Genomic DNA, 24,585 nt, shown 5'->3' with positions numbered 1-24,585 from the left:
CCGCTCCGCGCTCACGCCGTGGCCCGGCCGACCCGGGCCAGCGCCCGCTCCAGGCGCTCGACGGCCTGGTCGAGTTCGTCCACCGTGATGGTCACCGGCGGGAGGAACCGGACCACCCGGCCACCCGCCAGGGTCACCAGCAGGCCCTCCGCGAAGCAGGCCTCGACCACCGGCGCCGCCGGACCATCCAACACCAGGCCCAGCATGAGGCCCTGCCCCCGCACCTCGCGGCATCCGGGGTAGCGGCGGGTCACGTCGACCAGGCGGGTCCGCAGGTATTCGCCGAGGCGAGCCGCCCGCTGGGGCAGGTCCTCCCCCTCGAGGACGTCCAGGGTGGCCAGCGCCGCCGCCGTCGCCAGCGGGTTCCCCCCGAAGGTCGAGGCATGGGTGCCCGGGCCCAGCACCTCCGCCAGCCGCCGGCTGGCCAGCATCGCCCCGATGGGCACCCCGTTGGCCAGCGCCTTGGCCAGGGTCACCACGTCGGGGGCGACCCCCTCCCCCTGCATGGCGAGGAAGGTCCCCGTGCGGCCGCAGCCCGTCTGCACCTCGTCGGCGATGAGCAGCAGGCCGTGGCGATCACAGAGCGCCCGCAGCCCCGCCAGGAACCCCGGCGCGGCCGGCACCACGCCGCCCTCCCCCTGGATGGGCTCCACCAGGATGGCGCAGGTCCGGGGGGTGATGGCCGCCTCGACCGCCGCCAGGTCGTTGAAGGGAACGTGCCGAAAGCCCGGCGGCAGGGGGTGGAACCCCTCGTGGTAGTGGGGCTGGCCCGTGGCGGCCAGGGCACCCAGGGTGCGGCCGTGGAAGCTGCCCTCGAAGGTGATGATCTCCGGGCCCTCCCCGGGGGCGCCGGGTTCCCCCGCAGCACGATCCGCCGTGGCGGGCGTGGCTGCCGTGGCCGCCGTCCCCCCCGCGCCATCCGCCGGCTTCCCCGCTGCCGGTCGGGACGGGGCGGACGGCGGGGCCTCCGGACCCGCCGGCGTGGCGGCCCCCGCCGCCCGTCCCGCCCCGCGCGTCAGCCACCAGTACCGCCGGGCCAGCTTGATCGCCGCCTCGTTGGCCTCGGCCCCGCTGTTGGCGAAGAAGGCGCAGTCGAGACCCGTCAGGCGCGCCAGGCGCCGGGCCAGCTCCTCCTGCTGCGGGATCCGGTAGAGGTTCGAGCAGTGCACCAGCTCGCCCGCCTGCCGGCGGATCGCCTCGGTGACGGCGGGGTGGGCGTGGCCGAGGATGGTGACCCCGATCCCGCTGGTGCAGTCCAGCCACGCCCGGCCTTCGTCGTCATAGAGCCATGCCCCCTCGCCGCGGACGAAGGCGACGGGGAGGCGGCGGTAGTTGGGGAAGAGGTGGGAGGCGGCGTCCGGCACGCCTCCCGTCGTCCCGGTCCCGCCGGTCGGGGCGGATCCCTGGGCCGCCGCCGGTGCGGACGCCAACCCACCCGCCCGCAGGTCCCCGCCGATGGCCTGCCGCCCGCTGCCCTTGCCGCCGCCCTGCTCGCCCCGCGTCACGCCACCCGCCCCCTCTCGCCGGCGACCACCATGGTGCCCACGCCTTCGCTGGTGAACAGCTCCACCAGCAGGGCGTGGGGCCGCCGGCCGTCGACGATGTGGACGCTGCCCGCCCCCGCGGCCAGGGCCCGCAGGCCCGCCTCGACCTTGGGCACCATCCCGCCGCGGATCTCCCCGCGGGCCATGAACGCCCTCGCCGTGTCGGCGTCCAGCCGCGAGACCACCTCGGGCTCGCCGTCGCCGTCCACGTCGGCCATCACGCCCGGCACGTCGGTGAGGAACACCAGCTTCTCCGCCCGCAGCGCCCCCGCCACGGCGGCTGCGGCGTCGTCGGCGTTGACGTTGTAACGGGTCCCCCCCCCCGCGATGGCCACGGGCGAGATCACGGGGACGAACCCGGCCTCGAGGAGCTGGAGGAGAAAGGCGGTGTTCACCCGGACGATCTCGCCCACGTACCCCAGGTCGCGTCCGCCGGGACGCTTGGGGCGCGCCACCAGCAGGCCCGCGTCGCAGCCGGCGAGGCCCACCGCGATGGGACGGCCCGCGGCCTGGTTGAGGCCGGTCACCAGGGCCTTGTTGACCTGGCCGGCCAGGACCATCTCCACCACCGCCAGCGTGGCGGCGTCGGTCACCCGCAGCCCGTCGACGAAGCGAGCCGGTAGGCCGAGGCGATCCAGCCAGGCCGTGATGGCCTTGCCGCCGCCGTGGACGACGACGGGACGGACCCCCAGGGCGCGGAGCATCGCCACGTCGCGCAGGACGCCGTCGTCCCCACAGGCGGGCGCGGCGGGGATGCCGGCGCCCGGCGCGGCGGGTTCGGGCGGCCGGGCGTCGGCGCCGGGGGCGGGCCCGAGGGTGGAACCGCCGTGCTTGATCACCACGATGCGGCCGGCGAACCGCTGCACCCAGGGCAGCACGTCGGCCAGCACCGCGGCCCTGATCTCCGCCGACAGCCCCAGGTCGCCGTCCCCGCGGGCACCCGCCGCCACCCCATCGCCGGGCGTCGGCCCAGGGGGTGCGGTCCGCATGGGCGCCGTCACCCCATCCCCCGCCACCGGCGGCGCCGCCCCGGGATCCGCAACCGGATCGCCTTCGGTCGGCGCGGGCGCGGTCCCCGCGACTTCGCCGCCGGGCCGCGCCGCCAACGCCGACCCCGTCCGGCGATCCGCGGCCGCCGCCCCGACTTGCTCCGCGATGTCCTGGGTCAACCTCCGCTCCTCCCCTCGCTCTCGGCCGGCTCGCGGGCCCGCGGCCCCCCCGACGCCCACCGCCCCTGGGACCGACCGGCACCGCCCCCGGCGCCCAGGGCCGGGGAGCGACGGGCCGCGGGGTCCCGCGCCTCACGTGCGGTAACTGGCGTTGATGTGGACGTAGTCCGGACTCAGGTCGCAGCCGTAGGCCCGGCCGCGGCCCGGGCCGTCGCCCACCCGGATGCGGATCGTCACCTCCGGGGAGTGCAGGTAGGCGGATGCGGCGCCCTCGTCGAAGGGCACGCCGAAGCCGCCGCGGCACACGGGGATGGGCCCCAGGTCGATGTCCACCCGCGAGGGGTCGAGCGCGACCCCCGACCGGCCGGCCGCCGCCAGGACGCGACCCCAGTTGGCGTCGGCACCGTGGACGGCCGCCTTGACCAGGGGGGAGGCCGCCACCGTGCGGGCCACCTGGCGGGCCTCGGCGTCGCCCGGCGCCCCTTCGACCTCCACGGTGATCAGGCGCGTCGCCCCCTCGCCGTCGGCGGCGATCTCCCGCGCCAGCCGGTCGCACACGGCCTCGGCCGCCGCCGCCCACGTATCCCAGCCCGGCCGCCCCGGCGCCAGCGGCGGGCCGCCCGCCCGGCCGCTGGCCAGCACGATGACCATGTCGTTGGTGCTGGTGTCGCCGTCGACGGTGATGGCGTTGAAGGTCCGGTCCACGGCCTCGCGCAGCCAGTCGGCCAGGACGGCCGGCTCGATGGCGGCATCCGTGGTGATGAAGGCGAGCATGGTGGCCATGTCGGGGTGGATCATCCCCGACCCCTTGGCGGCGGCGCCGATGCGGACGAACCGGCAACGGGCCGGATCCTCCGGGGCGGCGCCCGCCGCATCCCCGGTCCCGGTCGCGGCGTCCCCCTGGCCTCGACCGCCGACCGCCGGCGAAGGCCCTTGCCCAGCGGGGCGCGCTCCCCCCTCGGCATCCCCCCTGCCGCCCGCGGGCGCGACGGGAAGGGCGCACAGCGCCCCCCACTGCTTGGGGCGGGTGTCGGTGGTGAGGATCGCCTCCGCGAAGGCGTCGCCGCCTTCGGCCGAGGTGGCCGCGGGCAGGGCCGCCACACCCTGCCGCACCGCCGCCATGGGCATGGGCTCGCCGATGACCCCGGTCTGCGCCACCGCCACCAGCTCCGGGGCGACGTCCAGCGCCGCGGCGACCAGCGCCTGGAGCTCACGGGCGTCCGTCGCCGCCCGCGGTGTGCACACGTTGGCGTTGCCGCTGTTGCAGACCACCGCCTGCAGGTATCCGCCCGTGGCCGCCAGGGCATCCCGCGTCACGTCGAGGCACGGGGCGTGGACCCGGTTGCGGGTGTAGACCGCCGCCGCGGCGCAGGGTCCGTCGGCCACGATCCAGCCGAGGTCGGGCTTCCGTCGCTTGATGCCGCAGTGCAGGCCGGCGGCCTTGAAGCCGGCCGGGACTGTCACGCCCCAGCCCTTGCGGAGGACGAAGTCCCCCGGCGCCGGCACCTCCTCCCCGGCCGCCGCGGCCACGGCGCGGGGGACCGTCCCGCGCGGGCCGTCCGTCGGCGCGGCTGCCGGCTCGGCCCCGCCGGCTCCCCCCGCCGCCGTCGAGCGCGGAACCTCCTCGTCGGCTGCCACCGGCGCCAGGGCGCCGTCCTGCCGGTTCGTCCCGGACATCCCAAGACCCCTTCCTCCGTCGACTCAGGGGAACAAGGGCACCAGGTCGAGGCCGGTGGTCTCATCCCAACCCGCCATCAGGTTGAGGTTCTGGACCGCCTGCCCCGCCGCGCCCTTGACCAGGTTGTCGATGGCGGCGAAGACCGTGATCCACCCGCTGCGCGGGTCGTAGTGCACGCCGAGGTCGCAGAAGTTGGACCCCTGGACGTTCTTGATGGCGGGGACCTGCCCCGGCGGCAGCACGCGGACGAAGGGGCGTCCGCCGTAGAAGCCGCGGTAGAGGTCGTGGAGAGCCGCCGCCAGGTCCGCCGCCGTTGCCGGAGCCGCCGGCCGCGGGCGCGGGACGGCGCCCGCACCCGGGACCGGCTCAGGACCCGGACCAGGGGTCGGCTGCCGCTGCTTGGGGTCGGTGGCCACCGCAGCGGTCGAACGCCGGCTGGCAACGCCGGCTGCGCCCCGGCTCCCGCCCGTCGGCGCTTGGGGCTGACGCTCCCCGCCCCCGCCCGGGCTGCCCGCGGTCGCCGGCCGACGCGCTCGCGCGGGCGAAGCGGCAGCCTCCGGGACGACGGCATCCGCCGTGGCGGCATCCGCCGCCATGACGGCCGCCGCCGGACGATCCCCCGCCGGTGGCGACGGCCACCAGCCCTCTGGCGGCCGGACGTAGCAGGTGGCCAGGATCCCCCGCGTCACGGGCAGCAGGTGGGTGGTGAGCAGCACCGTGACCGGGCGGCCGGCCAGCTGCGCCAACACGTTTTCGACCTCCGGGGTGTGCTGGTGGCGGCCGACCTTGTAGGGGTAGAAGTTCTCGTTGACCTCGGCGAAGGCGGTGGCCGCCGAGGCACCTCGCCCCGCCCCGGAGACGCCGCTCTTGGCGTCGATCACCACCTGGCCGCCCGCCAGGCCGCCGGCGGCCGCCAGGGGGGCCAGCGCCAGCAGCACGGCGGTGGCATAGCAGCCCGGGTTGGCCACCAGACGGGCGTCGCGGATGCGGGGGGCGAAGAGCTCGCTGAGCCCGTACACCGCCTGGGCCTGCAACGCGGGATCGGCGGCCGGCCGGCCGTACCAGGGCTCGTAGAGGTCGGCGGGCAGGCGCAGGTCGCCGCTGAGGTCGATCACCCGCACGCCGCGGTCGGCCGCCGCCGGGAACACCCGGCCCAGGAGCTCGGCGGCCTGGCCGTGGGGCAGGGCGAGGAAGACGAGATCCGGCTCCAGCTCGTCCCATAGGGCCGGACTGGCCGCATCGGCCAGATCCAGGTCGACGATGCCCCGCAGGTGGGGGAACACCGCCGCCATGGGCTCACCGGCCCGGGACGAACCGGCCACCGCCACCAGCTCCACCCGCGGGTGCCGCACCAACAGCCGCACCAGCTCGCCGCCCGCGTACCCACTGGCACCGAGGACCGCCACCCGCACCGCTGCCGTCACCGTCCGTCCTTTGGGTTGGCTGCACCCGTCCGTTGTGTCGGATGCAACTTGCGTATGAGTATACGACCGTTTGTATATTAATGCAATCCTGCGCGACGCGCCCCTCGACCCCTCTCCGCCCCCGGAAGGTCCGAACGCGACACATCGCGGGATCCACAGCCCCCGGCAGGGCGTCAAAGCCTCGCGTCCATCGGCCAGGCGGGCCCCATCCGGTTCAATTGTTAACCAAACACATGTTTTTGTTGACGAACGCCGGTCGCCCGCGGTACGCTGGTCCCGTCGCCCCGCCGGGCCGACCCGCCCGGTTCCCCACGGGCGAGGCCAGGTGCCCGCGGGGCGGGGCGATGCTTCGACGCATCCCGAACCCATCCCGGGAGGGATCGCGATGACCAGGGATCACGAGCCCGCCAAGGGCGCCGCGAGGCGCACCCCCACCGGCACCGGGGGATCCGATGCGTCCACCCTCCCCGCGGCCGGCCCCGATCCCGTCCATGCCACCGCCCACGCCCAAGGGACCGTCGGCGGCACCGCCGCCGCGGCACCGGCGGCGACCACCCCTCCCCTGCAGCCAGGGGCGGCGACCCGCGGGGCGCCTACCCGTCCGCTGGTCCTGGCCGGCATGCTGGCGGCCCTGACGGCCGTGTTGGCCTACCTCCGCATCCCCCTGCCCTTCACCCCCGTGCCCATCACCGGGCAGACCCTGGGCGTCATGCTCTCGGGGCTTCTCCTGGGGCCCCGTTGGGGGTTTGCCGCCCAGCTCACCTACCTCTTGCTGGGCATCGCCGGGGTGCCGGTGTTCGCCGGCGGGCAGGCGGGCCTCGCCCCGGTGATGGGGCCAACCGGCGGCTACCTGCTGAGCTATCCCCTGGCCGCGTGGCTCGTCGGATGGCTGGCGGACGGCGGATCGCCCGGCACCCGCGTCCCGGGGTTCGGCCGGGCCTTCCTCGCCGCCCTGGCGGGCGGGGTCGTCCTGGTGTATGCCGTCGGCGCCCCCTGGTTCGCCCTGCACGCCGGGGCAGCCTGGAGGCAGGTGTGGGTCGGGGCGGTGCTGCCGTTCATCCCGGGTGACGTGGCCAAGGCCGTGGTCGCCGCGATCCTGGGACCGCGGGTGCGCCGCGCCCTCGCCAACCCCGTCCGCTGAGCGGCCGGCTGCAACCGGAACCGGTCGGAACCCGCGGGAACCGGTGGACCGCGGCCTCGGAGCCCGCGAGGGGCGGCGCCCCCCGCCCGCGGGGCGGGGGGCCGGTCAGCCGGCCCGGGTGGCCAGGGTCAGGAAGTGGCGCACCAGGCGAAGGTCATCCACCAGCTCCGGGTGGAAGGCGCTGGCCAGGTGACGTCCCTGCCGGACCAGCACCGGGTGCCCGCGCCAGGTAGCCAGCACCTCGACCCCTGGCCCCACGGCCCGCACCACCGGCGCCCGGATGAACACCGCGCGCACCGGCGCCTCGCCCAGGGCGGGGACGGGCAGGTCGACCTCGAAGCTGTCCACCTGCCGGCCGTAGGCGTTGCGCTCCACCGTCACGTCCAGCACCCCGAGCCGCGGGGGAGCACCCCCCAGCACCTCCCGGGCCAGCAGGATCATGCCGGCACAGGTGCCGAAAAGGGCTAGGGTCCCGGCTGCGACCCGCGCGCGCAGCGGTTCCAAGAGACCGGCCCGCTCCATCATGCGGCCGATGGCCGTGCTCTCCCCGCCGGGGAGGACGAGCCCCTCGAGCCCCTCCAGGTCGCCGGGGGTCCGCACCGACCGGACCTCGGCCCCCGCCCGGGTCAGCGCGGTGCGGTGCTCCTCCACGTCGCCCTGAAGGGCCAGCACGCCCACCCGCGGCCGGCCATCGCCCCCACGGGCCGGCGCCGGGCCGGCGCCACCGGCGGTCCGGTGGACGCCGCCCCGTGGGGCCTCCCGCCGGTTCGTCCACCCGACCGCCGGACCCCCGGTCGGACGGCCGCGATCCCGCCCTGCATCGCCCACGAACGCCTGGCTGCCTCCGTGCATCGGACGTCGACCTCCCGTCACCCGCCCCGCTGCTGCATCCGCTGGCCTTCCCCCAGGGTGTGGGCGGCGATGCCCGGCATCGCCTCGCCCAGGCCGCCGGAGACCTTCGCCAGCCACGCCGGGTCGTCGTAGTGGGCCACGGCTTCGACGATGGCGCGGGCCCGGGCCGCGGGGTTGGCGGACTTGAAGATGCCCGAGCCGACGAAGACGCCGTCGGCGCCGAGCTGCATCATCAGCGCCGCGTCGGCCGGCGTGGCGATGCCCCCGGCGGCGAAGTTCACCACGGGCAGACGCCCCAGCCGGCGCACTTCGCGCAAGAGCTCGCAGGGCGCCCCCAGCTCCCGCGCCAGGGCGACCAGCTCCTCGTCGCCGGCCTCCCGGACCCGGCGGATCTGCTCGTTCATCCGCCGCATGTGCCGCACCGCCTCGGCCACGTCCCCCGTGCCGGGCTCGCCCTTGGTGCGGATCATCGCCGCGCCCTCGGCGATGCGGCGCAACGCCTCGCCCAGGTCGCGGGCGCCGCAGACGAAGGGCACCGTGAAGGCGTGCTTGTCGATGTGGTAGCGCTCGTCGGCGGGCGTAAGCACCTCGCTCTCGTCGATGAAGTCGACGCCCAACGCCTCGAGGATCTGCGCCTCGACGAAGTGCCCGATGCGGCACTTGGCCATGACGGGGATGGTCACCGCCTCCATGATGGCGCGGATTCGCTCCGGGTCGGCCATCCGGGCGACGCCGCCTGCCGCCCGGATGTCCGCCGGCACGCGCTCCAGGGCCATCACCGCCACGGCGCCGGCCTCTTCGGCGATGCGGGCCTCGTCGGGGGTTGTGACGTCCATGATCACCCCGCCCTTGAGCATTCGGGCGAGGCCGGTCTTCAGGCGCCACGTCCCCTGGAGCGGTCGGGGGCGGTCCTGGTCGTCACGGGTCTCCGGCGACCCGGCCGCCGCGACGGTCGCGCCGGGCGTCGCGATGGCCGTGCTGCCCCCTCCCTCCGCCCGGCCCCCTGCCGGGGACGGGGTGGCCGATCCTGCCGGAGGCTGGTCCAGCACGTGCTGTGGAACCGTCACCGGCATCCCCTCCCACCTCGCCACCGGCACCGCCCGCGGTGCACCGACCCTGCCCTGGGCGGCTCGCTGCGCCGGGCCGCCACCGGGCCCCGCGGCGAGCGGGGCCGGACTGGCGGCAGCACCCGCGCCCCGGGCCTGCGAGCCCCGGACCTGCCACGGGAAACGAAAGGCCCGACGCCACCCCGGGCGGGATGGACGCCGGGCAGAGGGCTGCGGCCGGACCGCCAAGCCGTCGCGGGCTTGCGGTCCCGGGCCGTGCCGGACGGGAGGGGGCGCGTCGCGGATCCGCCGGCTCCTGCGGCTTCACCGGCGAGGCCGGGTCCCGAGGTCTCGGAAGCCCGTGGCCCCGGGTCCCACCCGGTGCGACGATCCCGGTCGTGGCAAGCCGACGGCCCCGGGTCCCGCCCTCGGCGGCGGTCCAGGCCGTGGCACCGTCACCGCCGCCGGCGGATGCCCCAGGCCGCCGACCCATCACCACACGCCCCGCAGGCCGCCGGGGCCCGCTGCGCCCTCACCGTCCGGGTGCGCCGCCTCTGCCCGATCGGACTATACCGTCGGCTCCGGATTCTCACCGGATCGACCGCCGAGGCTGGCAGGCTCGTGGGCTGGCCCCGTCGCGGACCGCAGGCTCCAGGACCCGCACGGATCCCCGGACCCCGGGTCCGCCCGCTGCAGCACGAAGGCGGCTGCACCCGCCTTCCGCCCCTCGGAGCCGCCCCATCACTGCCGGTCGGGAATTGGCACCGGCGCACGGCTGCGCCCGGCGCCTCACCCTGCCCCAAAGGAACGGCACACCACGGTGTCGATGCCTGGGTCGTTACCTCTTACGATCGCCCGGTGGGGCCGGCGTGTCAACGGGTTCAAAGGTGGATGCCACCGCATCGCACGGCGGCGATGCCCGGGGACCGGGACCGGCCGACCCCGTCGCGCGCCGCCCCTCGGGTGGCCGTCACCCCCGGCCGGGATCGACGCCCGTTCGCCTGCACGATCGCCCAAGCTTCACCCCGCACCGGGACCGGGCCGCACCCGCCGTCATAGATCGCCGTGGGAGGTGGAACACCCATGGTCCATGACGACCTGCCCGTGGTCGACCCCACGCCCGGCGCCCGGGAGGAGGAGCCCCACGGAGCCCGCGCCTACGGGTCCGGCACGGGCGGAGCCCGCGCCGACGAGTCCGGCGCGATCCGTTCCGACGAACCCGGCGGCGCCGCCGAGCAGGCGGCCACCGCGGAGGGCACCGGGGCGGAGACGGCCGCCGGCCATCAGCCCCAGCTGCCGCCCCCGCCGCCGTGTCCCAACGGGTTCATCTACACGGTGCAGCCGGGGGACACCCTGTTCCTGATCGCCCAGCGCTTCGGCGTCTCGCTCCAGGCCCTGATCCAGGCCAACCCGCAGATCCCCGACCCCAACACGATCTTCCCCGGCCAGCGGATCTGCGTGCCCACCGGGGTCGTGGTGCCGCCCCCGCCGCCCGCGTGCCCCGGCGGCTTCATCTACCGCGTCCAGCCGGGCGACACGCTGTTCTTCATCGCCCAGCGCTTCGGGGTCACGCTGCAGGCCCTGATCCAGGCCAACCCGCAGATCCCCGACCCCAACGTGCTGGTGCCGGGACAGCTGATCTGCGTGCCGACGATCCCGACGGCGCCGCCCCCGCCCCCGCCGCCCTGCCCCAACGGCGTCCTGTACATGGTGGCGCCGGGCGACACGCTGTTCCTGATCGCCCAGGCCTTCGGCGTCACCCTGCAGGCGCTGATCGCCGCCAACCCGCAGATCCCGGACCCGAACCTGATCGTCCCGGGGCAGCTGATCTGCGTCCCCACGGGGGGCCCGGCGCCGCAGGTGCCGACGGTGGAGTGCTGCATGCTGCTGTTCCGCACCGCCAACGTGCCGCGGGGCCCCGAGGCGGGGGGCGTGGCCCGGATCTTCCAGTCGGCGGCGGTGGGAGCCAACACCCTGATCGCCACCATCGACCTGCCGGCCCCGTCCACCTTCGGGGGTGCCACCTTCGTCGCCTGGTTGCGGGGCGTGGCCCCCGACGGCCGCACGGTCAAGGTGCCCCTGGTGCGGACGAACCCGCTGCTGACGCCGCGGGTCTGGGCGGGGTCGCTGGCGCTTCCGGCGGGACGGCAGCTGGCACCCTTCAACGACCTGATCGTGACCGCCGAGATCAGCGCCGACGTGATGACGCCCAGCCTCAACCGGATCGTGCTGATCGGGCTGTTCGCCCAGTGCCAGCCCCAGTTCGCCGGCGGCCCCTGGGTGGGCGGCAAGGGCAAGGCCGGCGATCTCGCCGGCGCGGGCGGCTCCGGCTGCTGCAGCTAGGCCTTGAGGGGCCCGGCCGGCATGGGCGAACCGGATCCGAAGGCGGGGGCGGCCCCGCCTCCCGGCGACGCGGGCCGCGGACGAACCCGCCACCCGGCTCCGCGGTCTCGACGGCGGCGCCGTGGCCTCGATGGCACCTCCGCCGCCTCGGTGGCCGCTCCGCGGTCGCGGTGGCGGCCCCGGGAGGTGGATCGCACCGCGGTGGCCGCTCCGCGGTCGCAGCGGCGGCTCGCGGAGGTGGATCGCACCGCGGTGGCCGCTCCGCGGTCGCAGCGGCGGCCCCGGGAGGTGGATCGCCTGTCGCCCTGAGGGCGACCCGAGCGGGCGGAGGGGCGGCCGGACGGGCTGTCCAGGGCACGCCGGAGGCCGAGCAGGCGAAGGCGCCGCCGGGGGCGGGGCACCCAGGTGCCCCGCCCCCGGCGGCGCCGCTCCCCTTGGTGGTCGCACGGCGCCATGGCGATGCCGTCGGCCGGATGCTCCGGCGCCCCCTCCCTCCTACGCACCTCCCGCTTCCCCGGCATCCACCGGGGCGGCGCCGGCCGGTTCCACCGACCGGGGCAGGCTGCGGACGATGGGGAGCACCCCCAGCGCCAGGAGCATCACCACGGCCATCGCCGCGTGGAACGCGTCGGCCAGGGCCTGCCGCAGCGCCGCCAGGGCCGCCGGATCCAGGGTCGCCCGGCGGCTCGCGTCGAGCAGCCAGTTGCCCGCGTCGGCACCCAGGCGCGCCAGCTCGGGATGTCCGGCCTGCATCAGCGCCCCCTCGAGGCGGGCGTTGATCACCCCGCCCAGCAACGCCGCCCCGACGGCGCTGCCCAGCATGCGGGCGAAGGCCTGCGACCCCGTGGCCACCCCCCGCTCGTGGCGGGGCACGGACTCCTGGATCGACACGATGTACGTCGTCATGGTCAGGCCCATGCTGACGCCGACCAGGAAGCAGCCCGCCGCCACCTGCCAGGGTGACGCACCGGCGTCCGCCAGGAACAGGACCGCCACCCCGGCGACCCCGAAGAGCGCACCGGCCGTCGCGGTGCCCCGGAAGCCCCAGCGCAGCATCAGCCGCCCCGACAACGAGCTGGCCAGCGGCCACCCGATGGAGAGGGTGGCCACGGCAAAGCCGGCCACCACCGGCGCGTGCCCCAGCACGCCCTGGACGAAGGTGGGCACCGTGGACGAGAGGCCGATCAAGACGACGCCGCCCACCAGGCCGCCCAGGTTGCCCGCGCGGAGGACCGGCCGGCCCAAGAGCTCCAGCGGCAGCAGCGGGTCCGGCGCCCGCCGCTCCTGCCGCACGAAGAGCCAACCCGCCGCCAGGCTGACCGCGAGCAGCGCCGCCGTGGTCCCCGAAAGCCACGGCCAGGCGCTGCCGCCCTCCACCAGCTGCACCAGGAGGGCGCTGACCGCCACCACCATCCAGAGGGAGCCGGCCAGGTCGACGGACACCCGGCCGTGGCGCGGCGGCTCGTGGAGGAACAGGGCGATGCCCGCCATGGCCAGCAGGCCGATGGGCAGGTTGATGTAGAAGACCCACGGCCAGCCGGCGTACTGCACCAGCAGCCCGCCGGCCGCCGGTCCGACCACCGCCGAGATGCCCCAGACGCTGGAGAGGTACCCCTGCACCCGGGCGCGCTCCTCGAGCCGGTACAGATCGCCGACGATGGTCATCGTGATGGGCTGCACGGCCCCGGCCCCGAGTCCCTGGAGGGCGCGGAAGGCCACCAGCTGCTCGATGGTGGCCGCCGTGCCGCATAGCGCCGATCCCAGCAGGAACAGCCCGGCGCCCGCCAGGAACACCGGCTTCCGCCCGAAGAGATCGGCCAGCTTCCCGTAGATCGGCACCGAGGCCGCCGACGTCAGCATGAAGGCCGAGATCACCCAGCTGAAGCGGGAGAAGCCGCCGAGGTCGGCGACGATGGACGGGATCGCCGTGGCGACGATGGTGCCCTCGATGGCGGCCATGAACATGGCCAGCATCAACGCGGCCAGGATCCATCCCTTGGGGGACGAACCGGCCACCGCCGACGCCAGCAGCCGCCTCGAGGGCCCCTCCGCCGGCTCGCTCCCTCGGGGCGAGCCGGCGCCACGGGCGGCGGAAGCAGCGGGGTCGCCGGCGCGCGGGCCCGCCGGGCCCGCGGCCCCGCTCCGGTCGCCGTCCGGGGCAGCCGGGTCGGCCACCGCACCCGGACCCGACAGGCCCGCCCGGGTCGCGGGACGAGCCGCGGCGGGGCTGACGGCACCCGCCCCGCAGCCCGGATGGCGGCGCCGCCCCTTCATGACCGCCGGCCTCCGGCCGACCGGTCGCCATCCCCCGCCGACGGGCCGGCGGAGGCCCCGCCCTTCGCGCTCGCCCTGCCCCCCGAGCCCCCGCGGGCCGCCAGCTGCCGTTCCACGGCGGCCACCTTCTCCTCCATGGTCTGGGGACGGTCGCGGCGGTCGTCGATCTTGATCACGGTGGACACCCGTTGGGCTCCGGCGGCGAACATCGCCTCGTGCATCTGGCGGATCAAGGCGAGGATCTCGTCCAGATCGCCCTCCAGGGTAGTGAACATGGGTCCGACCTGATAGCGAACCCGGTCCTGGGCGGCCAGCACCTCGAGGGCCCGCGCCACCCACGGGCTGACGCTTACCCCCTCCCCCACCGGGGCGATGCTGACGGCGACGATGGCCACCCTCACCACCTCCCTAGCGGGTCGCCTCCGCGCCCGGCCGCTCGCGACCCGTACCCGCCCCCATCGCCCGGCCCCGGGGCGGGCCGCCATGCGGCGGCGTCACCGCCGTCCCGGGCGACCGCCGCGGCCACCAAGGCCGCCCTGTTCGACGAACCGCCCGGCGCGGCCCCGCCGGGCCGCCGGGCACCCGCGGCCGGCGGCCTGCGGCCGCCCGACCGGCACCGGTTCACAGCCCGTAGAGCTCCCCGTACTTCCGCCGCACGTAGCGCAGGAAGGCTTCCTCGCCGAGCTCGCTCCCCGTGGCCCGCCGCACCAGCTCCAGCGGCTCGTAGCGGGCGCCGTGGCGATGGACGTGCGCCCGCATCCAACGCAAGACGCCGCCCAGATCGCCCCGGGCGATCTGCTCGGGCAGGGCCGGTTCGTCCCGCAAGGCCGCCTCCCAGAGCTGCAGGGCGATCAGGTTGCCCAGGGCGTAGCTCGGGAAGTAGCCGAAGCCGCCCCAGGACCAGTGGATGTCCTGCAGCACGCCCTCCCCGTCGTCGGCGGGCTCGAGGCCGAGGTAGGCGCGGGTCTTCTCCCGCCAGGCGGCGGGCAGCTCGTCCACGGGCAGGTCCCCGTCCAGCAGGGCCAGCTCCAGCTCGAAGCGCAGCATGATGTGGAGGTTGTAGGTCACCTCGTCGGCGTCGACCCGGATCAGCGAGGGGCGGGAGCGGTTGACCGCCCGGTACATCGCCTCCGCGTCGACCCCCGCCAGCTGGTGCGGGAACCGCGCCTGGACCTTGGGGAAGAAGAAGATCCAGAACTCCCGGGACCGGCCGATCACGTTCTCCCACAGGCGGCTCTGGGACTCGTGCACCGCCGACGAGGCGCCGTCGGCCAGGGGCGTCCGTTGCCAGGCCGTGGGGAGGCCCTGTTCGTACAGGCCGTGGCCCCCCTCGTGCAGGCTGCTGAACAGGGCCGGACCGAAGACGGTCGGGTCGACCCGCGTGGTCAGCCGGACGTCGCCCGGCGAGAGACCGGCGGTGAACGGGTGGATGGAGCGGTCCTGGCGTCCGCGGCGGAAGTCGAAGCCGATGGCCCGCAGCGCCTCCAGGGTCAACGCCCACTGGTCCGCCTCGGGGAAGTCGCCGCGCAGGAAGTCGTCCCGCACCCGGTCCTGGCGCTCGGCGATGGCCTGGACCAGGGGAAGCAGGCCCGCCTTCAGGCGGGCGAAGAGCTCCCGCACCTGCCGGGTGCGCATGCCGGGCTCGTGCTCCTCGAGCAGCGCATCGTAACGCTCCTCCGCATAGCCCAGGGCATCGGCCATCTGCCGCCGGAGCTCGATCAGGCGGGCCAGCGCCGGGGCGAAGGGTGCGAAGCGCCGCTGGGCGCGGGCCTCCACCCAGGCCTGGTACCCCTGGGACGACGCCCGGGCCAGCTCGGCCACCAGGTCGGGCGGGACGCGGCGGGACCGGTCGTACTCGCGGCGGGTGACGCGCAGCAGCGCCGCGGCGTCGCTCTCGGGGTCCAGCTGCGCCGCCCACGGGGCCAGCTCGTCGAGCCACTCCCCCACCTCGGGGGCGGTGAAGGCCTGGTGGGCCAGGCGGCTCAGGGTGGCCTTCTGCTCGGCCCGGGCGGCCGCCCCGCCCGGTGGCATGTTGACCTCCTCGTCCCAATGGAGCAGGGAGGTCGTGGCGCGCAGGTCGCTGACCTGTCCGAGCCGCTCCAGCAGGCGGTGGTAGGCCGGCGGGGCATCGGGCGGGACGATGCGCGACCCGTTCCCCGGGTCGCCGGCGACCCGTGTCCCCTCCCCCGCCACCGCTCCGGCACTGGCGTCGATGTCGGCCACGAGACCGTCTCCTTTCCCAACCCCCGGGGCGCGGCAGGCCTCCCGCCGGCCGCCCACGCCCAAGGCCCCTGGCCGGCCGCATCGTCGGCGCCCAGGGGGTCTTGCCTTCCGGCGCCCCGGGGGCTTTCCTTAGATATGTTGCGGTTCTGCGGCCAGCCCGTCAAAGCCTGCCAGCCCAGGCGCATGGGGCGCGGCGGCGCCGGCCAGCCTGTGACCGGAGGAGAGGAGCGCCCCCAGGCGGCGGCGAAGGTGCCCAGCGACGATCCGCGGGGACCGGGCACGGCCCGGCCGACGCGGGGTGCTGGAGGACGGGACCAACCCACCGCGCCGGCCGTCCGGGCGGGCGTCACGGAACCCAAGGGGCTCTGGGGGAAAGGACATCGACCGTGGACCACCGTGGGGCAGCGGACGCCGCCATCGGGACGGCCGGTTCCTGGCCCGCCGAACTCGTCGCCGCCCTCGCCCGGGCACGCATCGAGGTCGACCTCGACGTCCTGGCGGCGAATCTGGCGGCGGTGCGCCGGTTCGTCCGACCGGGAACCCGGATCCTGGCCGTGGTCAAGGGCGACGCCTACGGGCTGGGGGCGGAGCTGGCGGCCCGTGCCCTGGTGACCGCCGGCGCCGACGGGATTGGCACCGACACCCTCGAGAGCGCCCTGCGCCTGCGACGGGCCGGGATCCCCGGGCCGATCCTGGTGTTCCAACCCGTCGAGGGCGCCCTCGCCCCCCATTGGGTGCAGGCGGGCCTGACCGCCACCGTCCACGACATGGCCTCCCTTCGGGCCCTGGCACGCGCGGTGGAGGCGGTGGGCGCGGCGGCGGACGTCGGTCCGGGGCCGGATGCCGCCGGTGCGGCCGCCAGGGCTCGGCCGATCCCGGACGCCGCCGTCGGGGCGGCCTCGTGGGCCGAGGGGCCGGGCACGCCGCGGCCGGGGGCGGCGGTGGAGCCGGCGCCGGCGGGTCCGCGGGCCGTCGAGAGCCTGCCGACCGTCGATGCCCCGGGAGCGAGCCCGGGGACCGGGTCCTGCCCCGTGTGCCCCGTCCACCTCGAGGTCGACATGGGCTTCGGCCGGGGCGGCTTCCGCCCCGGCGAGGTGGCGGCGGCGCTGGCGGCCGCCCGCGACCTGCCCGGGGTCCGGATCGAGGGGCTCTACACCCACCTGCCCACCGCCGTGCGGCCGCGCCTGGCGCTGCGCCTGCTGGAGCGGTTCCTGCGCCTCGTGGAGGAGCTGGAGCGGGCGGGCTTGCGACCGCCGGTGGTCCACTGCGCCGAGAGCCACCTGCTGGTCCTGGCCCCCGACGCCCAGCTCGACCTGGTACGGGTCGGCAACCTGCTCTACGGTTACGCCCCCCGGGCGGCGCGGCGGGCGGGCCTGGACGTCCGTCGGCCCTCGCGGCTGCTGGTGCGGGTCCGCTCCGTGCACCCCTGCGGGGCGCTGGCTCCGGGGTACCGCGGCGCCTGGGCACGCCGCGGCGCGCCGGTGGCGGTCCTGCCCGTCGGCCTGGCCGACGGCTTGCGCCCGGGGCGCGAGCCCCGATTCTGGCACGACCGCCTGTTGGTGCTGGGCCGGCGGCTGCTGGACGCCCTGGGGCGCGGGCGGCTGGCGGGGCTGGCCGGCCTGCCGCCAGGACCGCGGCTGCGCGTGCACGGGCGGGAGGTGCCCCTGCGGGGCGAGTTCATGATGAACCACTGCCTGGTCGACGCGTCGGGGCTCGACCTCCAGCCCGGCAGCGAGGTGGAGCTGGTGGTCGGGCGGTTGACCGCGCCCGCCCACCTGCCCGTGGTGTACCGGCGGGGCGGGTGCCCGGTGGCCGTCGCATGGCCCGGACGACAGGTGCTGGACGTGGCTCCGGGAGGCTGGGGCGGAAGCGGAGGGACCCAGCCGTCCGCGGTGGCGGCATCGTCCCCGACCCCCGCGGCGCCGGCCGACGCAGCCCTCGGTCCGCCTGCCCTCCCGGGTTGCGGCCGCGATCCCGACGGTTGGGAGAGGGAGAGGATGGGATGAACCGGCCCCGCTCGCTGCACGTGGAGCCGGCCCGGGAGCCGGACCGCGAGGCCTACGACCGCGCCGTGGCCGCTTGCGGCAAGCCCCACTTCATGCAGCTGTGGGGCTGGGGCGAGGTGAAGCGGACCACCGGGTGGGAGCCCCTGCGCTTCCTCGCCCGCGACGGCTCGGCCATCCGGGGCGCCCTGACGGTCCTCTGCCGTCGCCTGCCCGGCCTGGGCGCGGTGTTCTACGCGCCGACGGGCCCGGCGGTGGACTATCGCCACCGCGCCGTGGTGGAGGCGCTGCTCGCGGCGGCGGCGGACGAGGCCCGGCGCCGCCGGGCGGTGATGTTGCGCATCGACCCCGACATCCCCGTCCAGCACCGGGACGCCATCGCGCTGCTGGACCGGCTGAGCTTTCGCCGCGGGACGGAGGCCACGGCCTTCGAGGGCCTGCAACCGCGGTTCGTCATGCGCCTCCCGCTGGCCCCGACCCCCGAGGAGACCCTGGCCCGCTTCGAGGCGAAGACGCGGTACAACATCCGCTACGCCGCGCGCCACGGCGTCACCACCCGGGCGGCCGCCAGCGAGCAGGACCTGGCCGCCTTCTACCGCCTGCTCCAGCTCACCGCCGCCCGGCAGCGCTTCGCCATCCGGGCCTTCTCCTACTACGAGGCCCTCTGGCGCCATCTGATCGCGCCCGGCCACGGGCGCGTCTTCCTCGCGGAATACCAGGGTCGGCCGGTGGCGGGGGTCATGGTGTTCCGCTGTGGCGACGTCGTCTGGTACCTCTACGGTGGCACCGACTACGCGGCCCGCAAGGTGATGCCCAGCCACGCGGCCCAGTGGGCGGCGATCCGCTGGGCCATCGCCGAGGGATGCCGGATCTACGACTTCCGCGGCGTGTCCGGCAACCTCGACCCGGCCGATCCCCACTACGGGCTGTATCGCTTCAAGAAGGGCTTCGGCGCCGAGCTGGTCGAGTACGTGGGCGAGTTCGAGCGGGTGTTCGCGCCCCTGCGCTACTGGGCCTTCCGCGGCGCCTTCGCGGCCCGTCGCCGCCTGCTGCGGCTCCTGCGGCGCCGGCGCGCCGCCCCATCGCCGGCCGACGCCGAGTAGACCGGCGCTCCCGGCGCCGACGAGCGGCGCCACGCCCGCGCAGGACGACGTCCGAGCGGGCCGATCCGGCGGAACCGGCGAACGGGACGAACCCGGCCCCTGCGCACCGCCCCTGCGGGGAGACGGGGCGTGGCGACCCGCGCGGTCGCACGCGCCGCGGATGGGCGGTTTCGCAGCGCCGGGAGTGGCGGGCCGCCCGGCAGGGGCGGCCCTTCCGGCCATGGAACTCCTCTTCCGTCGGGAGCCGTCTCGCCCCGTCCTCATCCAGACGCCTCGACCCCGGAGGGGCGGCGACCGGCCCCGCGGGCCGGTCGCCGCCGGGGCCAGGTCCCCGGGATCCGATCCGCCTTGGGCAGACCGGGTGGGATGGAGGTGGACCGTCGTGGAGGGCACCCATGTCCAGCTGGAGTGGCCCCAGCGCGACGTGGCCCTGGTGCGACTCAACCGGCCCGAGCGGATGAACGCCTTCGACACCGCCATGGCGCAGGGGCTCGCCGCCTGCTTCGAGGACCTGCACCGGCGCACCGACCTCAGGGCGGTGGTGCTCTGCGGCGCCGGCGAGCGGGCCTTCTGCACCGGTGCCGACCTGAAGGAGCGGGCCACGCTGGACGAACAGGCCTGGTTCGCCCAGCACCACGTCTTCCAGCGCATGTTCCGAGCGGTGGCGGAGACTCCCGTGCCGGTGATCGCGGCGGTGCGGGGCTATTGCCTGGCGGGCGGCTTCGAGATCGCGCTGAATTGCGACTTCATCGTGGCGGCGGCCGACGCGCGGTTCGGGCTGCCGGAGGTCACCCGGGGCATCATGCCCGGCGGTGGCGCCACCCAGATCCTGCCGCGGGTGGTGGGCGAGGCGTGGGCCAACCGGCTGATCATGACCGGCGAGATCATCGACGTCGAGACCGCCCGGCGCATCGGGCTGGTCACCGAGGTCACCGAGCCGGAGCGCGTGGTGACGCGCGCCCTCGAGCTGGCCGCCGTGATCGCCGCCAACGCCCCCATCGCCGTGCGGCAAGTCAAGCAGGCCGTCCGCGCCAGCCGTTCCCTGGGATGGGAGGAGGGCCGCCGCCGCGAACTGGAACTCTACGCCGCCTGCGTCCCCACCGACGACCGCCGCGAGGGCATGCGGTCCTTCCTCGAGCGGCGGCGGCCGGTGTTCCGGGGTCGCTGAGCCGTTCCCAAGGGTCAGCCGCCCAGGTAGGCCCGGCGCACGTGCTCGTTCTCGCGCAGCGCCTGCGCCGGCCCTTCCAGCACGAGCCGACCGGTCTCCAGGACATAGGCGTAGTCGGCGACCTGCAGGGTGTGGTACACGTTCTGCTCCACCAGCAGGATCGTCACGCCCTGGGCGGCGATCTCCCGGACGAACCGGAAGATCTGCTGTTCGCCGCCAGAGAGGGTGCCTGCCAGCTGGTCCCGGAGCTTCGCCAGGCCCCCGGTGAGTGAAGCTCGCCCTGGATCGCCATCCTTTTTGGCGAAGGCACCCGACGAATCCTGCCCTTCGTCGGGAAACGCAACCGACGCGCAGGGCCGGGCTCCCGGGGAGGGACGCGCCGTGGACGGAGAACGGCAGGGCGCCGGCAACGGGGCCGGCGCCACGGCCATCAAGTACGGGGCCTGGATCATCATGCTCCTGGCGGTGCTCTACTTCCTGGCCAACTACGTGATCCCCCTGTTCCGGTAGCGGAGCCCTGGGTACGGGAGGGGGAGGGCCGGCCCGACGGGGCGTACACCGCCCGAGCCCGACCGACCCCCTGTCACCGAACGGGTGGCGGGCCCCTTCGCGGGCCCGCCTCGTCGCCGTGGCAGCGACTGCGCCGACTGCAACCCGGGGATCCGCGGACGGCGGCCCGACCTACCGAGCAGGCAATCCCAGGCAGCGGCCGGCTGCGCCGGCATCCCCGGACCCGGGCGGCAGCGGCTGCGCCCGCAGCATCCCGGGTCCCGGTCGGCAGCTGCCGCGCCTGCGGCGTCCCGGGTCCCGGGCGGCAGCTGCCGCGTCTACGGCGTCCCGGGAACCAGCGAACCGCGGGGAGCGGCCTAGCTGGCCCGCTCCCGCGCGGCGCCGGGACGGTCGGGCCGCGCCTGCGGGGGCCCCTCCCCGGCGTCCTCGTCCCCGCGGAGCGGGGCGCCGGCTTCGTCCCACCCCGTCGCCGGCCGCGTCCCCGCCTCCCGGCCGATGCCGCCGGCGAGTCGTCCCGGTCCCCGTCCAAGACCGCTTCCCTGCCGTCCCGCGTCGGCGGCCGCTGCGCCACCCACCGTCGGCGACGGCACGGGCGCGAGCAAGGCCGGCGGGATCTCCACCAGCCGCGCCTCCCCCATCCCCGGCAGGCGGCGGATCTCGTCCAGCAGCGCCGCGGGCACCGGATCGTCGAGGGCCAGGACCATGATCGCCTCGCCCCGGACCTGCCGGCGCGCCACCTGCATGGCGGCGATGTTGATCTCCCGGGCACCGAGCAGGCTGCCCACCTTGCCGATCATGCCGGGCCGATCGTGGTGCCGGGTCATGAGCAGCCGCGCCGCCGGCACCATGTCCAGGGGCAGCCCGTCCAGGTGGACCAGCCGCGGCAAGCCCTCGGGGGTGAGGCTGCCCGCCACCGCCCGGCGGACCGCCCGCCCCCCGGCCAGTTCGACCACCGGCACGGGCAGGTCCGGGTGGCGCTCGCTGCGCCAGCGCAGGGACAGACCGCGCCGCGCGGCCAGGACCGGGGCGTTGACCGTGTTGACGGGCCCGTCGACCACGCCGGCCAGCAAGCCCTTCAGGGCCGCCCCGGCCAGGAGCTCGAACCCCCGTTCCGACGGGAGGTCGCGGGCCGCCACCCGCAGCTCCAGGTCCTCCAGTGGCCCGCCCAGCCCCTCGCGATAGATCAGGCCGACCAGCTCGGCCACGGGGGCCAGGGGCCCCGCCGCATGCCAGTCGCTGTCCGACAGGCGCGGCAGGTTGACCGCCCCCCGCACCGGCTGTCCCCGCAGGGCCCGTAGGACCTGCTCGGCGATGGCCCGGGCGTTGTACGCCTGGGCCTCCCGGGTCGACCCGCCCAGATGGGGTGTGGCCACCACATTGGGCAGGGTCAGCAGCGGGCTCTCCCCCGGCGGTTCCGTGGCGAAGACGTCGAGCCCCGCCCCCGCCAGCCGGCCCTCGACCAACGCCTGGTAGAGGGCTTGTTCGTCCACGATCCCGCCCCGGGCGGTGTTGATGAGATAGGCGCCGGGACGCATGCGGGCCAGCGCCGCCGCGTCGATCAGGTTGCGGGTGGCGTCGGTCAGCGGCGTGTGGATGCTGACCACGTCGGCCCGGGCCAGCAGCGTCCCGAGGTCCACCGGCTCGGCGCCCAGCTCCCGGATGCGGCCCTCCGGCACGTAGGGGTCGCAGGCCAGCACCGCCATCCCGAAGGCGCGGGCCCGGTGGGCCACCTCCTGGCCGATGCGGCCGAAGCCGACGAGCCCCATGACCTTGCCGCGCAGCTCCTCTCCCACCCAGCGGGACCGCTCCCAGCGGCCCTCGCGCAGGGACGCGGCGGCGGGGAGCAGCCGCCGCACCAGGGCGAGGAGCAGGGCGAACACGTGCTCGGCCACGGCCACGGTGTTGCCGTCGGCCACGTTGACCACGACGATGCCCCGCTCCGTGGCGGCATCGAGGTCGATGTTGTCGACCCCCACCCCGGCCCGGCCGATGACCCGCAGCCGCGGCGCAGCAGCGATGAGGTCGGCGGTGACCTTGACCCGGCTGCGGACGATCAGGGCGTCGGCCTCGGGCAGCAGTTCGCGCCGCAAGGTCTCGGTGCTGGCTCCGGCGGCGTCGATCACCTGGCAGTGTTCGTCCAGCAAGGCCAGCCCGTCCCGGGGGAGCGGGTCGGCGACCACCACCCGGGGCTTGCGCGTCATGCGCCCACCTCCCCGGCATCGCCCGCGGCGGCTGCGGCGGATCCCGTGCGGCCCCGGCGGGACGCCGTGACCGGGGACGAACCGGCCGACGCGGCCGCGTCCCCCGCGCCGGACGACGATTGCTGGCGGAAGGCCTCCCACACCGCCTGGGCCGCGGCCCAGGCGCTGCCGGTGCCCGCCCGCGCCGGCGCTGCCGACGGGGCGCCCCCCACCGCCGCGGCCGTGCCCCGCGCCTCTCCGGCGCCCCCTGGACCGGCGGCAGCGGAACGAGCCCCCGCGGCACCCGGATGCCGGCCCGGGCCCGCGTCCCGGGGCTCCGCCTCCGCCAGCGCGGGCGCCAGCACCGCGTCGAAGGCGGCCATGCCGGCCAGCACGTCGGCCGGGCTCACCGCCCCCATGTGGCCGATGCGGAAGGCCCGGTCCTTGAGCCGGCCCTGGGCGCTGACCACCACCACGCCGTGTTCGTCCTCCAGGTGACGGATCACCTCGGCGGGCCGAATCCCGGCGGGGAGGAGCACCGCCGTGACCGTGGGCGAGGCGTCCTCGTCCCGGACCAGGGGCTCCAGGCCCAGCGCCCGCACCCCTGCCCGCACCATGGCCGAGAGCAGCCGGTGCCGGCGGTAGACGTTCTCCTCCCCCTCCGCGGCGATGCGCTCCAGCGCTGCCTGCAGGCCGAACCACAGGGTGACGGCCGGCGTGTAGGGGAAGTCCCCGTCCCCGGCCAGGTACGGGCGCAGGTCCCAGGTGAACCGGGGCAGGCGCGCCCGTTCCACCGCCTCCAGGGCCCGCGGCCCCAGGGCGACGATGCCCAGGCCGGGCGGGGTCATCAGCGCCTTCTGGGAGCCGGTGACCGCCACGTCGATGCCCCACGCGTCCATGGCCACGGGCACCGCGGCGAAGGAGCTCACCATGTCGACCAGCACCAGGGTCTCCGGGGCCGCCTCGCGGATGGCCGGCACCAGCCGGTCCAGGGGCAGCAAGGCGCCGGTGGAGGTCTCCGAATGGGTGAGCAACACGGCGTGGTAGGGCCGGGCGCCGCCCCGCAGACGCGCCACGACCTGCTCCACCGTGGGGACCTGCCCCCACGGGACTTCCAGGCGGTCGACAGCGAGCCCGTACGCCTCGGCGATGGCGGCGAAGCGGTCGCCGAACAGGCCCATCACCACCGCCAGCACCCGGTCCCCCGGCGACAGGGTGTTGACCACCGCCGCCTCCAGGGCACCCGTGCCCGAGCAGGGGAACACCACCACCCGGCCCTCGGTGCGGAAGAGCCGGCGCAGCCCCTCCAGCACGAAGCCGCTGACCCGGTCGAACTCGCGGCTGCGGTGCAGGACCACCTGCCGGCCACAGGCGGCCCGCACCTCATCGGGGACGGCGGTGGGTCCCGGCGACAGGAACACCTTCGCCGGACGAACCGGCTCGCGACGACGCCTGTCGACCCGCTCGGCGTCGGTCTCGCCGGCCGGTCCCGCGGCCGGCTGGGCGGAGAAGGCTCCGGCCACCCTCTCCAGCGGCTGGTGCATGGCGACACCCTCCTTTGGGCGAGCCGGGCAGCGGTGCCCGGACGGTCGAAGCACCCTCGCGATCCCCCGGCAACGCCGCGCGCCGCGTACCGGGTCGGACCCCGGGGCGCGGGAGACCGGGGGGACTACGCCCCCGCAGCAGGCCCCAGAACGCCGGGTCGCGCCTCGAGACGCGATCCCGAGCGCCGCTCCCGGACCCGCCCCGACCACCGCACGCGAAGGGGGGCCCGGGAGGGGACGTCTTGGCCCGCACAGCCCCTTGCAGCCGAGCCTCCGGCACGTCAGGCCAGGGGGCCCGGAAGGGACGTTCCGGCCCGCGCGGCCCGCGGCGACGGGCCGGCAACGGGGCAGGAAAACACGAGAACCCGTCCCTTCCGGGACGG

18 protein-coding genes are annotated in these 24,585 nt (G+C 76.2%); 6 read left to right on the top strand and 12 right to left on the bottom strand.

Annotated elements, in window-relative coordinates; all coding sequences use genetic code 11:
- Positions 1-11 precede the first annotated feature (11 nt).
- The 4 genes from E1B22_RS06305 to argC all read right to left on the bottom strand — a co-directional run bounded on the left by E1B22_RS06305 (position 12) and on the right by argC (position 5,815).
- Positions 12-1,505 carry an aspartate aminotransferase family protein gene (locus E1B22_RS06305; protein WP_243123187.1) on the bottom strand — a complete coding sequence of 498 codons (1,494 nt, stop codon included), beginning with the start codon at positions 1,503-1,505 and terminating at the stop codon, positions 12-14.
- Positions 1,502-2,713 carry an acetylglutamate kinase gene (gene argB, locus E1B22_RS06300; protein ID WP_243123186.1) on the bottom strand — a complete coding sequence of 404 codons (1,212 nt, stop codon included), beginning with the start codon at positions 2,711-2,713 and terminating at the stop codon, positions 1,502-1,504. The genes E1B22_RS06305 and argB overlap by 4 nt, the downstream gene beginning before the upstream one ends.
- Before the next feature lie 132 nt (positions 2,714-2,845).
- A complete protein-coding gene (locus E1B22_RS06295; protein ID WP_135224988.1) occupies positions 2,846-4,390 on the bottom strand; it encodes a bifunctional ornithine acetyltransferase/N-acetylglutamate synthase in 1,545 nt (514 codons plus the stop codon).
- 24 nt (positions 4,391-4,414) lie between these two features.
- Positions 4,415-5,815 carry an N-acetyl-gamma-glutamyl-phosphate reductase gene (gene argC, locus E1B22_RS06290; RefSeq protein WP_135224987.1) on the bottom strand — a complete coding sequence of 467 codons (1,401 nt, stop codon included), beginning with the start codon at positions 5,813-5,815 and terminating at the stop codon, positions 4,415-4,417.
- Positions 5,816-6,200: 385 nt separating this feature from the next.
- Between argC and E1B22_RS06285 the strand changes: the two genes are divergently transcribed.
- A complete protein-coding gene (locus tag E1B22_RS06285; protein WP_207669844.1) occupies positions 6,201-6,956 on the top strand; it encodes a biotin transporter BioY in 756 nt (251 codons plus the stop codon).
- A gap of 105 nt (positions 6,957-7,061) precedes the next feature.
- On the opposite strand, the gene pdxT is transcribed toward E1B22_RS06285, so the two are convergent.
- Together pdxT and pdxS are read right to left on the bottom strand one after the other, a co-directional pair.
- Positions 7,062-7,808, bottom strand: a complete 747-nt coding sequence (pdxT, locus tag E1B22_RS06280) for a pyridoxal 5'-phosphate synthase glutaminase subunit PdxT (RefSeq protein ID WP_135224986.1) — start codon at positions 7,806-7,808, stop codon at positions 7,062-7,064.
- A gap of 17 nt (positions 7,809-7,825) precedes the next feature.
- The gene (pdxS, locus tag E1B22_RS06275; RefSeq protein ID WP_371413453.1) at positions 7,826-8,875 is read right to left on the bottom strand and encodes a pyridoxal 5'-phosphate synthase lyase subunit PdxS; all 1,050 of its coding nucleotides are present in this window, start codon (positions 8,873-8,875) and stop codon (positions 7,826-7,828) included.
- A gap of 1,062 nt (positions 8,876-9,937) precedes the next feature.
- Here pdxS and safA point away from each other — a divergent pair.
- Positions 9,938-11,197 (top strand): SafA/ExsA family spore coat assembly protein, encoded by a 1,260-nt coding sequence (gene safA, locus E1B22_RS12880; RefSeq protein WP_207669843.1) that lies wholly within the window; start codon positions 9,938-9,940, stop codon positions 11,195-11,197.
- A gap of 495 nt (positions 11,198-11,692) precedes the next feature.
- On the opposite strand, the gene E1B22_RS06265 is transcribed toward safA, so the two are convergent.
- The 3 genes from E1B22_RS06265 to E1B22_RS06255 form a co-directional block, all read right to left on the bottom strand.
- Entirely contained in the window at positions 11,693-13,471 is a 1,779-nt protein-coding gene (locus E1B22_RS06265; RefSeq protein ID WP_135224985.1) for an MDR family MFS transporter, read from the bottom strand.
- Positions 13,468-13,866: an MTH1187 family thiamine-binding protein gene (locus tag E1B22_RS06260; RefSeq protein WP_135224984.1), complete on the bottom strand. Its 399-nt coding sequence runs from the start codon at positions 13,864-13,866 to the stop codon at positions 13,468-13,470. Before E1B22_RS06260 ends, E1B22_RS06265 begins: the two co-directional genes overlap by 4 nt.
- A gap of 226 nt (positions 13,867-14,092) precedes the next feature.
- Positions 14,093-15,694 carry a carboxypeptidase M32 gene (locus tag E1B22_RS06255; protein ID WP_243123802.1) on the bottom strand — a complete coding sequence of 534 codons (1,602 nt, stop codon included), beginning with the start codon at positions 15,692-15,694 and terminating at the stop codon, positions 14,093-14,095.
- Between the two features lie 386 nt (positions 15,695-16,080).
- On the opposite strand from E1B22_RS06255, the gene E1B22_RS06250 reads away from it, so the two are divergent.
- The 3 genes from E1B22_RS06250 to E1B22_RS06240 all read left to right on the top strand — a co-directional run bounded on the left by E1B22_RS06250 (position 16,081) and on the right by E1B22_RS06240 (position 19,968).
- Positions 16,081-17,700, top strand: a complete 1,620-nt coding sequence (locus E1B22_RS06250) for an alanine racemase (RefSeq protein WP_243123801.1) — start codon at positions 16,081-16,083, stop codon at positions 17,698-17,700.
- On the top strand, positions 17,697-18,800 hold the full coding sequence (locus tag E1B22_RS06245; protein WP_135224983.1) for a peptidoglycan bridge formation glycyltransferase FemA/FemB family protein: 1,104 nt from the start codon (positions 17,697-17,699) through the stop codon (positions 18,798-18,800). The genes E1B22_RS06250 and E1B22_RS06245 overlap by 4 nt, the downstream gene beginning before the upstream one ends.
- Positions 18,801-19,182: 382 nt before the next feature.
- A complete protein-coding gene (locus tag E1B22_RS06240) occupies positions 19,183-19,968 on the top strand; it encodes an enoyl-CoA hydratase/isomerase family protein (protein ID WP_135224982.1) in 786 nt (261 codons plus the stop codon).
- Positions 19,969-19,982: 14 nt separating this feature from the next.
- Here the strand turns inward: E1B22_RS06240 and E1B22_RS14075 are convergent, their stop codons facing one another.
- The gene (locus tag E1B22_RS14075; RefSeq protein WP_207669930.1) at positions 19,983-20,135 is read right to left on the bottom strand and encodes a hypothetical protein; all 153 of its coding nucleotides are present in this window, start codon (positions 20,133-20,135) and stop codon (positions 19,983-19,985) included.
- A gap of 214 nt (positions 20,136-20,349) precedes the next feature.
- Here E1B22_RS14075 and E1B22_RS13700 point away from each other — a divergent pair, with 214 nt between their 5' ends.
- A complete protein-coding gene (locus E1B22_RS13700; RefSeq protein ID WP_256369301.1) occupies positions 20,350-20,478 on the top strand; it encodes a hypothetical protein in 129 nt (42 codons plus the stop codon).
- A 356-nt stretch (positions 20,479-20,834) separates the two neighbouring features.
- On the opposite strand, the gene serA is transcribed toward E1B22_RS13700, so the two are convergent.
- Positions 20,835-22,679, bottom strand: coding sequence for a phosphoglycerate dehydrogenase (serA, locus tag E1B22_RS06230; RefSeq protein WP_243123800.1), 1,845 nt, complete (start codon positions 22,677-22,679; stop codon positions 20,835-20,837).
- The gene (locus E1B22_RS06225; protein ID WP_243123799.1) at positions 22,676-24,202 is read right to left on the bottom strand and encodes an alanine--glyoxylate aminotransferase family protein; all 1,527 of its coding nucleotides are present in this window, start codon (positions 24,200-24,202) and stop codon (positions 22,676-22,678) included. The genes serA and E1B22_RS06225 overlap by 4 nt, the downstream gene beginning before the upstream one ends.
- Positions 24,203-24,585: the final 383 nt, after the last annotated feature.

It is taken from the genome of Thermaerobacter sp. FW80 (genome assembly GCF_004634385.1).
Classification (GTDB): Bacteria; Bacillota; Sulfobacillia; order Thermaerobacterales; family Thermaerobacteraceae; genus Thermaerobacter; species Thermaerobacter composti.
This window is presented reverse-complemented; position numbering and strand designations above follow the sequence as displayed.

Excerpts from the sequence above, each read along its gene's own strand:
- E1B22_RS06295 (WP_135224988.1), bottom strand. The coding sequence starts at position 4,390 with ATGTCCGGGACGAACCGGCAGGACGGCGCCCTGGCGCCGGTGGCAGCC.
- E1B22_RS06285 (WP_207669844.1), top strand. The coding sequence starts at position 6,201 with ATGACCAGGGATCACGAGCCCGCCAAGGGCGCCGCGAGGCGCACCCCC.
- pdxT (WP_135224986.1), bottom strand. The coding sequence starts at position 7,808 with ATGCACGGAGGCAGCCAGGCGTTCGTGGGCGATGCAGGGCGGGATCGC.
- safA (WP_207669843.1), top strand. The coding sequence starts at position 9,938 with ATGGTCCATGACGACCTGCCCGTGGTCGACCCCACGCCCGGCGCCCGG.
- E1B22_RS06265 (WP_135224985.1), bottom strand. The coding sequence starts at position 13,471 with ATGAAGGGGCGGCGCCGCCATCCGGGCTGCGGGGCGGGTGCCGTCAGC.
- E1B22_RS06245 (WP_135224983.1), top strand. The coding sequence starts at position 17,697 with ATGAACCGGCCCCGCTCGCTGCACGTGGAGCCGGCCCGGGAGCCGGAC.
- serA (WP_243123800.1), bottom strand. The coding sequence starts at position 22,679 with ATGACGCGCAAGCCCCGGGTGGTGGTCGCCGACCCGCTCCCCCGGGAC.
- E1B22_RS06225 (WP_243123799.1), bottom strand. The coding sequence starts at position 24,202 with ATGCACCAGCCGCTGGAGAGGGTGGCCGGAGCCTTCTCCGCCCAGCCG.